Origin of the sequence: Onishia niordana (assembly GCF_004798965.1) — a bacterium.
Lineage (GTDB): Bacteria > Pseudomonadota > Gammaproteobacteria > Pseudomonadales > Halomonadaceae > Onishia > Onishia niordana.
Map to the genome: position 1 here is coordinate 36,258 of NZ_SDSD01000011.1, position 15,104 is coordinate 51,361.

General features: G+C 58.5%; 13 protein-coding genes and 1 pseudogene. 5 read left to right on the forward strand and 9 right to left on the reverse strand.

Annotation, left to right across the window (positions count from 1 at the left end):
• Positions 1-175: 175 nt before the first annotated feature.
• On the reverse strand, positions 176-619 hold the full coding sequence (locus ETC27_RS16080) for a DUF6789 family protein (RefSeq protein ID WP_136255985.1): 444 nt from the start codon (positions 617-619) through the stop codon (positions 176-178).
• 383 nt (positions 620-1,002) lie between these two features.
• Positions 1,003-1,356 (reverse strand): DOPA 4,5-dioxygenase family protein, encoded by a 354-nt coding sequence (locus ETC27_RS16085; RefSeq protein ID WP_136255986.1) that lies wholly within the window; start codon positions 1,354-1,356, stop codon positions 1,003-1,005.
• A gap of 354 nt (positions 1,357-1,710) precedes the next feature.
• Between ETC27_RS16085 and ETC27_RS16090 the strand changes: the two genes are divergently transcribed.
• A complete protein-coding gene (locus tag ETC27_RS16090) occupies positions 1,711-2,163 on the forward strand; it encodes a RidA family protein (protein ID WP_136255987.1) in 453 nt (150 codons plus the stop codon).
• 129 nt (positions 2,164-2,292) lie between these two features.
• Positions 2,293-3,054 (forward strand): dienelactone hydrolase family protein, encoded by a 762-nt coding sequence (locus ETC27_RS16095; protein ID WP_136255988.1) that lies wholly within the window; start codon positions 2,293-2,295, stop codon positions 3,052-3,054.
• Between the two features lie 62 nt (positions 3,055-3,116).
• Here ETC27_RS16095 and ETC27_RS16100 read toward each other — a convergent pair whose 3' ends face one another.
• The 3 genes from ETC27_RS16100 to ETC27_RS16115 form a co-directional block, all read right to left on the reverse strand.
• A complete protein-coding gene (locus tag ETC27_RS16100; RefSeq protein ID WP_240724953.1) occupies positions 3,117-3,590 on the reverse strand; it encodes a hypothetical protein in 474 nt (157 codons plus the stop codon).
• Between the two features lie 479 nt (positions 3,591-4,069).
• Positions 4,070-5,830, reverse strand: a complete 1,761-nt coding sequence (locus ETC27_RS16110; RefSeq protein WP_136255989.1) for a mechanosensitive ion channel family protein — start codon at positions 5,828-5,830, stop codon at positions 4,070-4,072.
• Positions 5,831-6,007: 177 nt separating this feature from the next.
• A complete protein-coding gene (locus ETC27_RS16115) occupies positions 6,008-6,874 on the reverse strand; it encodes a delta-class carbonic anhydrase (RefSeq protein ID WP_136255990.1) in 867 nt (288 codons plus the stop codon).
• 363 nt (positions 6,875-7,237) lie between these two features.
• Here ETC27_RS16115 and ETC27_RS17450 point away from each other — a divergent pair, with 363 nt between their 5' ends.
• Positions 7,238-9,595 (forward strand): putative bifunctional diguanylate cyclase/phosphodiesterase, encoded by a 2,358-nt coding sequence (locus ETC27_RS17450; protein WP_205742758.1) that lies wholly within the window; start codon positions 7,238-7,240, stop codon positions 9,593-9,595.
• A gap of 1 nt (position 9,596) precedes the next feature.
• On the opposite strand, the gene ETC27_RS16125 is transcribed toward ETC27_RS17450, so the two are convergent.
• The 3 genes from ETC27_RS16125 to bla form a co-directional block, all read right to left on the reverse strand.
• Positions 9,597-10,031 (reverse strand): type 2 periplasmic-binding domain-containing protein, encoded by a 435-nt coding sequence (locus ETC27_RS16125; RefSeq protein ID WP_240724954.1) that lies wholly within the window; start codon positions 10,029-10,031, stop codon positions 9,597-9,599.
• 10 nt (positions 10,032-10,041) lie between these two features.
• Positions 10,042-11,295 (reverse strand): porin, encoded by a 1,254-nt coding sequence (locus ETC27_RS16130; protein ID WP_136255991.1) that lies wholly within the window; start codon positions 11,293-11,295, stop codon positions 10,042-10,044.
• 471 nt (positions 11,296-11,766) lie between these two features.
• On the reverse strand, positions 11,767-12,636 hold the full coding sequence (bla, locus tag ETC27_RS16135) for a class A beta-lactamase (protein WP_205742759.1): 870 nt from the start codon (positions 12,634-12,636) through the stop codon (positions 11,767-11,769).
• Between the two features lie 310 nt (positions 12,637-12,946).
• Here bla and ETC27_RS16140 point away from each other — a divergent pair, with 310 nt between their 5' ends.
• Positions 12,947-13,837, forward strand: coding sequence for a pseudouridine synthase (locus ETC27_RS16140; protein ID WP_136255992.1), 891 nt, complete (start codon positions 12,947-12,949; stop codon positions 13,835-13,837).
• 202 nt (positions 13,838-14,039) lie between these two features.
• Positions 14,040-14,186 (forward strand): annotated as a pseudogene (locus ETC27_RS18450) (IS30 family transposase); the annotation flags it as partial.
• Between the two features lie 30 nt (positions 14,187-14,216).
• On the opposite strand, the gene ETC27_RS16150 reads toward ETC27_RS18450, so the two are convergent.
• Positions 14,217-15,104, reverse strand: a complete 888-nt coding sequence (locus ETC27_RS16150; RefSeq protein WP_136255993.1) for a GIY-YIG nuclease family protein — start codon at positions 15,102-15,104, stop codon at positions 14,217-14,219.

Here is a 15,104-nt window from a genome sequence, read left to right on the forward strand (position 1 = left end):
CGAATTCGAGCTAACAAAGCAATGACCACTGGTGGGCCAGATCGCCGAGGCGCGATCGAGACGCAGCGGCCCGCCTTTCACTTCACGCTGAGCACCGGCGTCACGCCTTAGCCCGACCGATGCGAACGGCCGAGCAGCGATGTCGACGTTGGCCTGCAGTGCCACGCTTCCGTGGCTAGACCACGTCCTTCCCCCAGCCATAGACGGCCCCGATCACCGCACCGAAAACGAGGTGGGCAAACAGCATGGAGAGCGGTGCCACCAGTCCCAGGCCGAGGCCGAAGAAGCCGGAGCCCGCCAGGGGAAAAACCGTGAGCATCACCACCAGCCAGCTGGCAACGCCGAACTCCAGGCCCCGCCGGGTCGGTGTACGGCCGGGCAGGTGGGGCACCAGTAGCGCGAACAGCAGGCCCCAGACCACCGTCCCCACCACGAAATGGATGCTCCAGGCCAGCACCAGGCTATCCGGCGTGCTGAGCAGGTCCTGAGCGGCCAGGTTCATGACTTCGATGGGGTTGTACCAAGGGATGATGCCCGCCGCCAGGCGCAGCACCAGAATCAACGAGATGACGAGAGTGGCCGTGAACCCGGCCATCACCCCGAGTAACGCGCGAGCCATAATGGCATCCTCCCGTCTACCAATGTGACTTTCAGTGTAGCTACGATATGGGATACGGGAAGCGCAGCGCCGTAGCCATGCAGCGTGGCTTAAAAGCTGGCGGCCTCAAAAATACCGCCCTTTGCATCCACGACAGCGGCGGCCGATAGCGACTATCCGCTACCCAGACTTGACCGCGTCGGGTCGGCTTCCAACACCCTCTTCAGCTTCATCGATTTTTGGGTGCCCATAGCGCTTCAATCACATAATAGTTAAAGAAAAAGGACGGCGTTTCTTCGCCATTCTCCACTTTAAAGCGTTTATAGCGCTTTAAAGTAAAATTTAATAAAGAGGTTCGGGCTAGACGCGAAGCGACACAACACCAAGCGTTGTTAAGCCCACTGTCAGGCGCTAAGCCCCTTCAGGTCTATGTCTATGCTGTCCCCCAGCCAATAGGCATATTTCGTATGATCGTCTATATCGTTACCCGTCAGGCCGTGAACGAGCACACTTAGCCCGCCCCTATATTCATCCAACCAAGGAATGAACGCATCGAAGACTTTGTGGCTAAAGGTAATCTGGCAACTCCACTTGGTGTGGGGGCCAACCAGTTTCTGATGAACGCGACCGACTTTTAGCCCGAATGTCTCTCCGGCTTCTTTACAAAGATCAGAAGCAAACGCCACGGTCTCCTGATCAAAATACACATGAGCGTGGTATCCCTTGTGTATATTGACCGGCCTCTTGGGGCTCTCCATAAAGCACTCCTTCGCAATGGATTTGTTTTATAAAGCAGCAGCTTAAAACAGAAGCGCTACGCTATCAGCACCCAAGAGCCAGCGGCCGCGCACTGGCCCGCCGATGGGCGTACCCCGCTTGATCGCCCGCAGCCTGAACGGGTCAGCACAGCGCATGCTCTCCGATTCCGACGCCTAGGCGTGTCACTCGTGTGGTAATAGCAGCAGCATCCTTGGGGGGCAACCTCGGTGTTGAGGCCTCGCTCGTGTACATCGTCGGCCTGCGACGAGAGACGACCGGCGCCATGCCTGGAACATCGCCGGCACCTGACATGTCACAAGGGGTCACGGCCACACGACACGGAGGACGGCCAGATGCCAACGTTTCACAACGATTCAAACCTGCCCAACCCCACCTTCCCCGGCAGCCACGTGGCGCTCGATGAGAACTACGTCCACCTATCGGGCCTCACCGCGGCGGATATCCAGGGCGGCGATGCCATGCTCGGCGATGTCGCCGAGGAGACCCGTTGGGTGATGCGCCGCCTCATGCATATCCTCGAACAGGTGGACTGCCGGATGGAGGACGCGGTGCGCATCGATGTACACCTCACTGACCTGGACCGGGTTGATGAGATGAATGCGGCATACGCGGAATTCTTCACGGCGCCGGACTATCCGGCCCGCACCTGCACAGAGACACCCAGGCTGCTCGACGGCGCCAACGTGGAGATCACCCTAGTGGCGCGCCGCCCGGCCGAGTCCGGGTCAGCGACTGACTCGACTGCGGATTCACTCTCAAGCGATAGCGTGAAGCGCGGCGGCTGACTACCGGGCGGGGAGTCACGTAGTATCATCCGTAGACTGGTGAAGCTGTCGTCGAGGCCGGACAGAAGCCGGCGCGATGGAGAGCCAAACCTCCTGCATCCTCCGTCATCGATACTCCGGAGCCTCTTCATGTCTCGTGCTATCGAAATCCCCGCTGCCGACGGCACCATCGACGCCCATGTGTTCACGCCAGAAAACGCAGAGGGCCCGCTTCCGGCCGTGGTGCTGCTCACCGATATCGGCGGCCTGCGTCCCTGCTATCACGAGAAGGCACAGCGGATCGCCGACAACGGCTATGCCGTGTTGATGCCCAACGTCTATTACCGCGATGCAGTAGGCACCATCGTGCCGGCGGACAAATCCTTTCGCGACCCGGACGTGCGCCCAACCCTGATCGAGTACGCCACCCGCCTGACACCCCAGGCACAGGTGCGCGATTGTGCCGCCCTTCTGAGCGGCATCGATAACGAGGCCGAGTTCGCAAACGGCAAGATAGGCGTGGTCGGCTACTGCATGACCGGTGCCTTCGCGCTGCGCATGGCAGCCGAATACCCCGACCGCGTGGCCGCCGCGGCCGGTTTCCACTCGGCCAAGCTGGCGGAAGAAGGCGACGAGGGCAGCCCCGTTCATCTGGTCAAAAGCATCGAGGCGCGCGTCTATTTCGGCCACGCCGACCAGGACGAGCTACTGCCCCCCGAGCAGATCGCCCACATGGACGAAGCACTGGCCGCCGCCGGCGTGCACTTCACTACCGAGCTCTACAAGGGCGCCGCCCACGGCTTCACCGCCAAGGATGCCCCCTCCTACGACGCGACTGCCGACGCCCTGCATCACAAGCGCCTGGCCACGCTACTGGAAGAAACGCTGCTGGAAGAAACGCTGTCACGGTAAATCTCCTCGTACTATCAGCGGCCCTACTGTATGGGGCCGTTCTTTACGCCCCCTACCCTCATTCAGCGCCAGCCCCGCATTCTGGCGGCCAAGTACGGCGCCAATCCCGTAACAGCCAGCACCACAGGCCAGATATTGCCTCCCTTGAAGGAATAGGGTTCCAGCATTATCGCCCATGACTTGCCCTGCCAGAGCCCGAACGAAAACTCGAACACCAGCGTCAGTACAAGCCAACCGAAGCCCACCACCCAGTATTGGGCCGGGGCCATTGGCTGAAGCCAGGGCAGAGACAGATAAGCCACAGCGAGAATCAACACCGACAACAGCACCCCACTGAACAGCAGTGCAGCGGGAGTACCCAGTAGGGGCATCAGAACCGACTCACGCAGCAGGCCATTTGCAACGGCCAGAACGAGAATGGCACCCCAGAGAACGAGTGCTTTGCGTGCAAGGGTTGTGGTCATGATCTCGGCAACAGTCATCCAGGCTCTTTCAATCCACGTGAATACGATCATTTCGCGTAAGAAATCGCCCATCAACGCTCAGCCCCCAGGCAAGCCAGCCCGCCGCCGGGAACCGTGCCAGCCAAACCAGCAGCAACACAGGCAGAAAGACTTGGGTAAGCATCACGACCCAGGACATCCCATTACCTCCCATGTGAGTCGTCATCATTGAAGGGATAACGCTTGAGAGAATAGTCGAGGGGTTGGATTACCGGGCTGTTAGTTTCTCGCATGACGTCGCGAAGCCGACACGGGAAAGGCCACTGTCCGCTGCGGGCCCTGATGCGGTGTCGGGCCCGACAACAGGTTGATGTCACGGCGCCCTCCTTCACTGCACGATAGCCTGTACAGCTCAGCAGGGCGTCACTTCAAGGCTGCTATATAGCACCAAAAACCGCACACATTACCTTTGCCAGTAGGCCCGCGGATGTCTTTATCTAAGTTTGGCAAGCCACAGAATTAACGGCTCTCTGTTGCTCAGGTTGCGACCCATTTAATGATGGTTGGAGCCATCAGCGAGGCTGGCTGCGGTGGTTGTCGTTGTCATTGCCGTTATTGTTGCCGTCGCCGTTGCCGTTGTCGGGAACAGGCTCGGGCTTGTCGTCGCCCTCGATATCGTGACGGCTGATGACCATCGCCGATCTCGGCCACCACTCCGGGTGGTTATCCCGAATGAAGGCCATCATCTTCTCCCTCAGGTTCATCTCCGCGGTCCAACCGTGGAAGGGGTCCGAGGTCATGAGGTAGCAGGCAAACGTCTGAACCATCTCGGTTTGCCCCGTCACATAACACGACAGTTTGTGGTGCTCGATGACGTTGTCTTCTTCTTTCGCGTACTCCATGAATTTTTCTCTCAGACACTCGATATCAGCGCTGAGGTGCAGGGGGATTTCCAGGCTTCTGTACTCTTTCGTGCTCTTGACCGACAGGTTTTCGAAGGGCCTGGAAATGAAGTAAGTCACCGGCACGATCAAACGTCGCTCGTTCCAGGCACGCAGGCGGATGAAGGTATAAAAGATCCCCTCCACATAGCACCATTCATTCTCGAACATCACCAGATCGCCGATGCGAATGGACTTGGCAAGCGACAACTGAAACGAGGAGATGATATTGCCAAGCACGGCTTGGCCCGCGATACCCACCAGCACCGTCAACACACTGGCTGATGCCAGCAGGGACAGCCCGAGCGTCTCGAAGAGCTGGATCTGGCTGAGGACATAGATGGTGACCGCAGAAACCGTGACCAGGATGATAATTCGACGCAAGGCATAGAGCGTCGTCAGGAATCTACGCTCATCCTTGGGTTTGGTGTCATCGATTTGTCCGGTCAGACGTCGAATCATCTTCAGCATTAGAGTATCGACGAGGCGAATCGCCACCGTACCGGCTCCCCAGGCCAGTATGGCGATCAGCAGCACCCGGAAGGAGGTGGTGGCCACGGCCGAGAACGAGACCACATAGTTGAGCAGCACCTGGGTGATCAGCGACATGGCAATGAGCGCCAGGGGTACCCTGATGCGGCTGACGAAGATGCTGGGCGTTCCTTTCGGTAACAGGCGAGTCGCCACCCCGGCCAGGACGAAGATGCCGTACCCCACCAACCCCACGGTCATGAGGAACACCGGAATGGCGATCCACTCCCAAATCTTGAGCACCCCGAACGAGGCCTTGAAGCGCTTCGGGATATAGGCTTCGACCCAGGAGGGGCCGTATCGCTCATAGAGCACAGGGACTGATGACACGCTCTCCGGCATGACCAGCCACACCGCTTCCTTGTCGCCGACCCGATACCGGCCCAGGCGAATGTCATAGGTTTCGCCATGAGTCTTCAGCGATGCCAGCTTAAGGTTGCGACGCGGCTTGCCGGCCTGGGAGTTCTGCCCCGATACGTCCTCAATGGCAGCATCCTGCCGCCCGGAGAGATCTGACACCTGAAGCAACTCGCCACGCTTGAGGATCTCGGCCAACCGTCGGGCCAACTGGGCCCCCTGCTGCTGCTGCTCCGCGGGTTCCAGCTGGGAAAGGTTGAGAACATGGGCCGCTGCCGCGAACTCCCCTTTGTCGGTTAACGCCTGAAAACTTCTGATCGCTTGACGTGGTGTTATGCGCTGGACCGCCTCAGGGGGGTCACCCAGTCCCGCATTTAGCGAATCGACGACGAACCAGCGCGTCTCCTCGCTCCCTTCGCTTGAGGATTGTGCTAGCGCCACGCTTGATAACGTGAACACCGCCGCCGCCACCAGACACAGCTGCCAAAAGCTCTTTTTCTTCATGCGCGCTATTACCTGTTCAATAGGAGGCTCAACCATGCCAGCGGACCGCCAAGCGCTCACTCTCAGCTAACACCGTTCTAACGCTTGGCTCACCGTCGATGTAAAAACTCTCTTGGATGGAAGAGCTGTCTCAACATGCCCGGCAAAGCGGTGCACCGGCAATGATCGTTCGTGCAGCTATCGTGAAAGCTCCGACAGCAGGTCCGGGTTAACCACCAGGTTCCTCACCCCGTGCGCATGATCTTCATCGAACACATTGCCGGTACACCACTGCCCCACAGAACGAATATTCACCTTGGCGACCTCAGGACGAACGCGCCAGGTGACCTGAAAGGGCGACCCGCTTTGATTATAAGCAGGCCCCGTCGTTGAGCCCGCATATTGCACAGGCTCGCCGGTATTGGTGGGGATATTCAGCGCTTGATGACGGCCGTCTTTCACTCCGTGCTCGGTCAACTCGCCGAAATCCAGCGCGTCGTTGTCGTTGACCAACGCATACACCTGCGTCTCTACGCGCAACTGAGGGTTCTTACTGGCTTCATTCAGGCAGGCCCCCAGCGTCGGCCCCGGCTCGACCCGAGCCGTTGAGTACACATAATGCACTTCAATCGTGTCACCAGGCCTGAGGTTGCCATGCTCGCTTGGACATACCTCATTGGTGACAGGCCTCAACTCTGCCTCACTCACGTGGCCAGAATACCGATAGCCACTATGATAGCCCTGCCCATCACCATTGCCCGCGTATTCGGTAAATTCCCCACCCTTGTGCTCGGCATTCTTGTGAAAGTGTATGTTGCAAAGATTCATCGCCGAGGCGGGAGGAGCGGCGCTGAAGACCACTGGGTTATTGCCGGCGCTTGAATCAATGTCACGAGGTGACTGTGGGCCAACCCCTTCTCCATCGGTGTTCTTCTCCAGCATGTCACGCTGGTGCGCGATGACGCGATCAGCCACATCGGCAGCAATGACCGGCGTGTCCTCGGCGCTCACGCAGACAGGCAAAAGGGGTAGCGTCACGAACACCGCGAGTATATTGCGCTTCATTGCATCTCTTTCAGGTTATTGAGTGATCGCGAATATTACCTTGGTTGCCGGGCTTCATGTCGACTCTGTGGGGAATCCCCCACCTTGCCAGGACCGCTCCCGAGTTAGCCTGAGCCGGCGAGCGTCTGGCAAAAAAAAAGCCTGCCATTAGGAGCAGGCTTTCTTTCAAAACGAATGAACGGTGGCGCCAAGGCCAAGCGCTGTAGTCTAAACGTCACCGCTCGAGCGATCGGGGTGAATCCGGATGCCAGCCCTACAGCAAAGGTAACCCCTGCCGATATACAGGTGGTGCCACGTCGAAGTTCATGGACAAGCCACACTGCGCAGCCGTCGCGTATGCTACAAAATACCGTGGAAAGGGGAATGCCCCAAAAGATGTCAACTATCACCGGGGAAACCACCGGCACTCCATCGCGACATGGCATTCATCGCGTCAGCGAACCGCACCTCTTGTTTCCGTTATTGGCCATCGTCATGTCCAGCATCATTTGGCTGACGACGTACAATCTCATCAATATCGAACGTCAATCTGCCGAGAAGGCCACCATCACCACTGTCAAGGAGCTGACCGAAACCTATGAGGCCCAGGTGGTCAGGGTGCTGCGGGAGATCGACCAAGAGCTGAAACTGATTCGATTTACCTATGGGCAACTCGATGGCCCCAATGTGCTCAAGACACTGGAGCGCCATGATTTGCTGCCGCCTGCCTTTCTGTTTACGGTCAGCATCCTCGATTCCCAAGGTAGCGTGCTCGCCGACACAGGGGCTCTGACAGACGAGATCGACCCGCTGGCACTGACGGATAAACACCGTCAGGGAGATGACTTGAGAATTACCCCGCCAGTACAAGACCCTGACTCGGGTGAGCGGACACTGGTATTCAGTCGCGCGCTCAAAGATGCCGAAGGGAGTTTTGACGGCGTAGTCGCCATTGAAGTGGGGGCTGCTTTTTTTGTCAGTGGCTATGAGCCATCAAAGCTCGGGGACGCTGGGTTACTCGGAATGATAGGGACCGACGGCATTGTCAGAGCCTGGCGCAGCGGGAGTTCTCTTTCCGCCGGAAATCCGCTGGATTACTCAAGCCTGGTGACCGATGCTGGAGCCACCGACACCTCCGTCAGCCTTACCCGTTTGCCGTTGGATGATATCACCCGCTATATCGGCGCCCGGAAACTGTTTGGGTTCCCTCTCGCGGTCGTGGTGGGACTGTCCAGGGATGAGCAAATGATGGCGGCCAACCATCGCGCCAGGGCCTACGCACTGCGAGCCCTTGCCGGTAATGTCGTCCTGTTGTTGGTTCTGGCCGTACTATGGCGGATGAGCCACAAGCTTTTGCAGAGCCATCGCCGGGAAGTCGATGCACGAATCGCACATGCCAGACAGGTTGAATACCTCGCCTTCCATGACAGCTTGACCGGACTTCCAAACCGAAGCCTGTTCACGCAGCTATTACAGCAGAGCATCAGCCAAGCGCAACGCTATCATCACAAACTGGCCGTGCTATTTCTGGATCTTGACCGTTTCAAGGCAATTAACGACACCCTCGGACATGAGGCCGGTGACACCTTGCTAAAGGACGTGGCCGATCGGCTCAGAAACTGCGTCAGGGAAAGCGACACCGTGTCACGCCTGGGTGGCGACGAGTTTGTGGTGCTCTTGCCGGAGCTGACGGATGAGAGCCATTGCGCCAACGTCGCACAAAAAATGGTCAACGCAGTCGCCCTGCCCTTTCACCTCTGTGACCAGGAGTTCCGGGTTACGGTCAGTATTGGTATCAGTTGCTACCCCGAAGACGGCGAAGATCAGGAAACTTTGACCAAACACGCCGACGTCGCCATGTATCACGCCAAGGAAAATGGCAAGAATAATTATCAGGTTTACTCCGAACAACTGCATGCCGAATCCCTCCAGCGCCAAACCCTGGAGTCGAGTATGGAACACGCCCTGGGCCGAGGGGAGTTTCAGTTGCACTACCAGGCGAAACGCGACGTGCAGACTAACCGGGTGACCGGCATGGAGACGCTGTTGCGGTGGCACCACCCGGACCTGGGCGTGATAGCGCCCATGCAGTTTCTCCCCCTGGCCGAGGAGACCGGCTTCATTAACGCCATCGGCAAATGGGTGATTAAAACCGCGTGCGCGCAAAATGTCGCCTGGCAGAATCAAGGCTTCCCGCCACTAAGCATCGCCATCAACCTGACGGAAAGTCAGTTTCTCGACCCCAATCTACCGATGGATATCCAGGTAGCATTGAATGAAACCGGTATGGCCGCCCACCTGCTCGAAGTGGAAATTACTGAAAGCCTCCTGATGCAGGGCGTTCCCAAGGCCCTCGAGATCATGAACAACCTGAAGGATATCGGCGTCCATATTGCGATTGACGATTTCGGGGTCGGTTATTCGTCACTGGCAATGCTCCGGCAATTCCCTCTGGATACCATCAAAATCGACCGGGCTTTTATTCGAAACCTGACTGACGTACCCGCCAACCGAACATTGGCGGAGGCCATCGTCACCGTCGGGCAAAACCTTGGATTAACCGTAGTGGCGCAAGGGGTAGAAACCAGTGAACAGGCCGATTTCCTGCGTGGCCGCGCCTATGATGAGTTCCAGGGTTTCTATTTTAATGAGCCAGTCACTGCTGAAGCATTCACTGAAATCCTAAAACGACAGATGCAGAGTATAAACGGCGAAACGACCGGCACGTCTCCTTCCGACTAGGCTATTCGACGCTCACAATCTTGACGCGATCGTCTACCAAACTATTGTCCAGATAACCGATGGCATTGGGGTTCTGCGCTAACCATTGCTTGACCGCATTGCCATCATCCACCGCTTTCGGCGGCTGGCCACGACCGGTAAAAATCATCTTTGACCAGTAAGCCTTGAGTTGGGCGGGTGACTTGCCGGCAAATTCCGAATAAAACATGACACGGCTCTGAGCACCTTCACGCAGATCAACAGGTTGGGCCGGCGCTCCCCCGGGGAAAGAGCCAGACTTACCGAGAAAAATATTCGTCAGCTCAATACGGCTAATTGAGTCAATCGGGTTATCGGCCGACACCACCGCAACCACTTCTGCCTCCGTGGCCTCGGCATTCAGTTGTAAAGCCAGTGCCGCGATTGCCATCAGTGGGATTGTTACGAAACGACGCATGTTTCCCACCTTAGAAGACAAAGTTGATTGATGCGCTGAAGAGATCAACGTCACCGCCGGGTTCAAAGTCCGGCTGGAGGTTGCCGAAGGTGCCAGGAGAACCATCGTCGCGGTCGATGAACTCATACTGCGCTTTGAAAGCGACATTGGGCATGAAATCCCAGCGCAAGCCGAGGGTGATCGTTCTCTGCTCGGGTCCGTTGCCCAGGATATCGTTGAGGGCGGCATTGAGACCGGCGCCTGCTCCCGCCTGTGATGGCGGTAGCGAGGACAACGTCAGGCCGGGATCGGAGGTCGCGCCATGATGATTCATTCTGGCATACGTTACATAGGGTGTGAGCGCCCCAAACCGATAACCGCTACTGAGGTACCAGGCATCGTTCTTCCCGAACACACTATTATAATCGATAGAGCCCCACTCACCGGTGATGAACCACTGGCCAGGATCGTAACTGGCGCCGATGCTGACCACTTCCGCATGACCACCGTCGGGGTCGTAACGGTTCGCGATGGCATCCCCCTCCGGGCCAAATTGTCGAAAGCCGTCAAACAGCGGGTTAACCGCTCCGATAGTCAAATGCGGCCGAAGGTAGCTGATACGCAAGGTTGTTGCGCCATATTCCGTGGTACTCGTCGCCGAAAAGATATCCTCAGCTTTGGTTTCACTTCCACCAAGTCGATCCGGCAAACCCTGTTCCACACTTCCGTACGCCACAGACAGTTTCTGCACGATGCCGCCAAACTGCATGCGATATTGGGCGTCAACACCGTCGTTATGGGTCACCGGTACCAGGCTGTACAGTTCCGTTGGCGGCCTTACCCAAGGGTAGGTGAAAGCAACGTTGCGCGTGTCGGCATATAGAAAGGTCGCTTGTACGATGCGGCCGACCCGCACGCTGAAATCCGGCGTAAACTGGTACTTGAGATTGGCCCATTCGGCGGAAACATCATGACTGTTGTCGTAACGCTGCTTGGCGAGCAATTGCACGACTCCAGACAGTTTCGGCGTAAAATCAGCAGACACCTGGAGGCCGGCTAGACTGTCGACATCGGCGCTCCAGGAGCGCGAATATCCAGGACCATCGGGCTGGAAAGGATCCACGACATAATCGGCCTCATCTTCGCTGGAGTGAGCGACACCCAGCGTGCCGAAACCGTTGATTCGCAAGGATGGAGTGTCACCCTCGGTCGCAGCCACCACACCACCACTGCATACGCCGGTAAGCAAGGAAAGCACAAGGCGGGCATACAACCGTCTCGTCATCAGGGCACTCCTGGTATTTTTTGTCGAATAGGGCGGAGTGTAGATGGGCAACTCTGTTATATCAATCGTCTATAATACAGTATTTATGTCGCGCGCAGAAAAATGACCGACATCATGTGCCGCCCAAAAACCCACAAGGCCTCCTGCCATTAATATTCTTCATTACCCTTTCTAGCCTTATTTCTCATCTCGGTTATTCAACAACATTCATAACTTTCTTCCACCGCCATTTATTCGAAAAAGACGACAAACAGCCACGAAGGACTACATAAAACCTGGCATAGAAATTCAAAGGGAAACCGGAATAGCCGTGTCTAAAAGACGTATTTTTATTCCCACTCAATCGCCGCGGTCGCTTCTTCTACGCCGCCAGCAAGTTCACGTAGCCCTGTCTGGCGATATGGAAACCATATCTGGCATCACAGGGCCAAATGTTGCCGCGATGGTTTAGAACATCGCCGGGGGGCGACATTATACGCGGGCGGCCAATCGTCCGACGGTGGCGATGGCTTCGTCGCGCTGCTGCCCGGTCGCACCGGGCATCTTGGTATAGGCGACGGCGATCACCGCGCCGCGGTCGCCCGGCCAGCCGATGCCGATATCGCTGGCGTTGCCCACGCCGTTAGTGCCGGTCTTCTCGCCGACCAGCCACGACGACGGCATGCCCGCACGCAGCCGGGCGTCGCCGACCTTGCCCTCGATCATCCACGCCGCGAGCTGGTGCCGGGAGGACGGCGTCAGGGCATCGCCCAGCAGCAGGGTACGCAGGGTCGCCATCATGGCCAGCGGAGTCGTGGTGTCGCGCTCGTCGCCCTCATGGTCGTGGGTATTCAGATCGGGCTCGACGCGGTCCAGCCGAGTGGTGTCGTCACCGATGGCGCGCAGAAAGGCAGTGACCGCCTTGGGACCGCCGACGCTGTCGATCAGCGCGTTCGCCGCCGCGTTGTCGCTCCAGGCCACCGCCGCTTGGCACAGTTCGGCAACGGTCAGGCCGGGCTCGCCCAGCCGCTTCTCGGTGATCGGCGTCCAGCCGACGAGATCGCCCTTCTCGACCACGATGCGGCGATCCAGCGTCTCGCTGCCTTCGTCCACGCGGGCCAGCACCGCCGCGGCGATGAAGAACTTGCCGGTGCTGTTGAACAGGAAGCGCTCGTCGCCGCGATGGCTCGCCACCGCGCCGGTGGTCACGTTCATCAGCGCCACTCCCACGCGGTCGTCAGTCGCGCGCTCCAGTTCCGCCAACCGCTGGTCGAGGTCGGAGGTGGCAGCGGAAGTGGTCGAGGCCGAGGTGGCGGCGAACGCCGGCTGGCCCGCGGCGAGCATGGCACCGGCGGCGGTCATGGTCCCGAGGACCTGGCGGCGTGAGAGGGTCGGCATGGAGGGAGGCACGTCAGGGCTCCTGAGCAAGATAAGCGGAATCGGATAGAGAAGAATAGCCGTACGCGCAGGCGCGAGGCAAAAAAGAACCCGCCGGTGGGCGGGTTCTGGGAGGATTCATCATAGGGCGGCAAGGGCGTTCCGCTCGAGCCCCGCTGCCAGCAGATTGGCCGCATCACTCAGCCCTATCATGCCTCTAGCCCGACATGGATTCTTCTCTCGGTTACACTAGCGCGACCGCCTCCCAGCCCCTTCCCGATCTGTGATGCATTCCATGTCCATTTCCGCACGCCCTTCGAAGCTGAGCCTGCCTCAGGTCAATCCCGGTGTGTCGACGGTGCTGGAGTATCTGCTGCTCAAGTTTCCGGCCATCGGTGAGGCGACATGGCGTGAGCGCATGGCCGCCGGCAAGGTGCATCGCGATGACGGCTCCTGGATTACGCCGGCGTCGCCCTTCAAGCCACATCTACGCGTGTTCTATTACCGCGAAGTGGCAAGCGAGCCGAGCATTCCCTTCGCAGAGCAGACTGTCTATCGAGATGAGCACATTCTGGTGGCCTACAAACCGCACTTTCTGCCCGTCACGCCCGGCGGGCGCTACGTGAACGAGTGTCTGCAACAGCGCCTGCGCAAAAGCACGGGAATCGAGGCGCTGCAGGCGGTGCACCGCCTGGATAGGGTCACGGCGGGACTGGTGCTTTGCTCCATCAATCCCGAGACCCGCTCGCTGTATCACCAGCTGTTCAAGTCACGACATATCCACAAGACCTATCAGGCCATCGCCGAGATAGATCGCGATAAGTCATTGGTGGGTCAGCAGTGGGACGTGAAGAACCGCATCGAGCAAAGCGAGCAGCGCTTTCGCATGCGGGTCAGCGAGGGCGACGCCAACAGCCATTCGGTGATTCGCTGCGTGCAGCAGGCCGAAACGCAGGCGCTGTTCGAATTACACCCCGTCAGCGGGCGCCGCCACCAGCTGCGCCTGCACATGCAGTCACTCGGCTGGCCGATCCTGAATGACCGCTACTACCCGGTGCTGCAACCGCTCTCGCCGGATGACTACACGCGCCCCTTGCAGCTGCTCTCCAAGAGCTTCGAATTCATTGATCCCGTGACCAATGAGCCCAGGCGCATTGAATACGATGGCGACCTGGAGCTTAAGTAGCGCGGCGCCCACACTCCCCTTTCCTTTGCTCCCCGCAGCGCGTCTCGAGCCGGACTACCATGCTCATCTCGGCTATTGCATGTTGCGCTGAACGACGCCGGACTGTTCGCACTAGGGGAGCTTCCCGCCGGTAGCTCACACTCACACGAAAAAGCCCTTCCGGGCTGATGGCCAGAAGGGCTTTTTTGCACACGCGGCGCTCATTTCATTCTACAACCAGGAAGAACTCGACGCGATTGCGGACTCACTCAACACGCGACCGCGCAAGACACTGGATTGACGCACGCCACTAGAAGTGTATGCCGAGGTACTCAAGAAATCGGTCGCCGGTACCGGCACCCTTCAATAGCGTTGCACTTGGAACGTGAGACTGCCGTTTCTATAGCTTTTCTAACCGCTCTTCCTGAATCGCCTTCAATGTTTTGCCGCTGGCATCCCTCCAGGCAATTCGCCCGTTTGAGGCGCCGCCCACCAGAACACCGGCGGCGGTCGAAGGAGAGGAAAAACGGAAATCCTGGGTAAAGACCAGCTTATCCTTTTGCGGCGACAGCACGCCGCGATCTTTCAGCAGCTGGCGCTGCTCGCGCATGTACTCATGGATAGAAACCGTCTCTTCGGTACGCGCCAATGAGCCCTTGAGTACCACAAAGCCTCCCATAACTTCTCTACCACTCCCGTTCGCGCCTCGCTCGTTAAGGTAAAGCGTCAACGGCGGCTCTACCGGTTCAGCCGATGAAACATCGGTTTGGCTACTCGCCGACTCGAACGCATCGATCCCGAGTAGCGGAAAGATCACCAGCATCTCGGCCAGAAACCACTCGGCATCCGCACGATCCGCTTCATTCAACGGAGGTGGCGCGGGATAAGCCGTATTCTCTACCGCCCACTGATTGGCCTCCTTCGCCAAGCCTAGCAAGCGAGCTTCCAGATAGCGCACGTTGGCCTTGTTCAAGCCCTCGTTGGTGCTGGTAAAGGCGATGGCCCGCGTCCAGAACTCCTTGCCCGCCACGTGCTGCTTGATCCGCTCGCCGAGCGCATCGGCCTCGCCGATATAGAGTTTGGCCGCGCCGTCGTCCGTTTGCCCCGTGAGCACATAGACGCCCGGCTGAGCCATCTCGCTTCGTTTAAGCGCCCCTTCGAGCTGGGTGCGGTTGGCCACCACCGCCCGGCCTGTCCAATTGGACTTCTCCACAATGCGCAGGCCCTCGGGCGTGCCGTCGGCGAGGAAGATGCGAATGGAGGTCGGGCGGCCCTGCGGCGATGTCAT

Excerpts from the sequence above, each read along its gene's own strand:
- ETC27_RS16080 (WP_136255985.1), bottom strand. The coding sequence starts at position 619 with ATGGCTCGCGCGTTACTCGGGGTGATGGCCGGGTTCACGGCCACTCTC.
- ETC27_RS16085 (WP_136255986.1), bottom strand. The coding sequence starts at position 1,356 with ATGGAGAGCCCCAAGAGGCCGGTCAATATACACAAGGGATACCACGCT.
- ETC27_RS16090 (WP_136255987.1), top strand. The coding sequence starts at position 1,711 with ATGCCAACGTTTCACAACGATTCAAACCTGCCCAACCCCACCTTCCCC.
- ETC27_RS16095 (WP_136255988.1), top strand. The coding sequence starts at position 2,293 with ATGTCTCGTGCTATCGAAATCCCCGCTGCCGACGGCACCATCGACGCC.
- ETC27_RS16100 (WP_240724953.1), bottom strand. The coding sequence starts at position 3,590 with ATGGGCGATTTCTTACGCGAAATGATCGTATTCACGTGGATTGAAAGA.
- ETC27_RS16110 (WP_136255989.1), bottom strand. The coding sequence starts at position 5,830 with ATGAAGAAAAAGAGCTTTTGGCAGCTGTGTCTGGTGGCGGCGGCGGTG.
- ETC27_RS16115 (WP_136255990.1), bottom strand. The coding sequence starts at position 6,874 with ATGAAGCGCAATATACTCGCGGTGTTCGTGACGCTACCCCTTTTGCCT.
- ETC27_RS17450 (WP_205742758.1), top strand. The coding sequence starts at position 7,238 with ATGCCCCAAAAGATGTCAACTATCACCGGGGAAACCACCGGCACTCCA.
- ETC27_RS16125 (WP_240724954.1), bottom strand. The coding sequence starts at position 10,031 with ATGCGTCGTTTCGTAACAATCCCACTGATGGCAATCGCGGCACTGGCT.
- ETC27_RS16130 (WP_136255991.1), bottom strand. The coding sequence starts at position 11,295 with ATGACGAGACGGTTGTATGCCCGCCTTGTGCTTTCCTTGCTTACCGGC.
- bla (WP_205742759.1), bottom strand. The coding sequence starts at position 12,636 with ATGACCGCCGCCGGTGCCATGCTCGCCGCGGGCCAGCCGGCGTTCGCC.
- ETC27_RS16140 (WP_136255992.1), top strand. The coding sequence starts at position 12,947 with ATGTCCATTTCCGCACGCCCTTCGAAGCTGAGCCTGCCTCAGGTCAAT.
- ETC27_RS16150 (WP_136255993.1), bottom strand. The coding sequence starts at position 15,104 with ATGACATCGCCGCAGGGCCGCCCGACCTCCATTCGCATCTTCCTCGCC.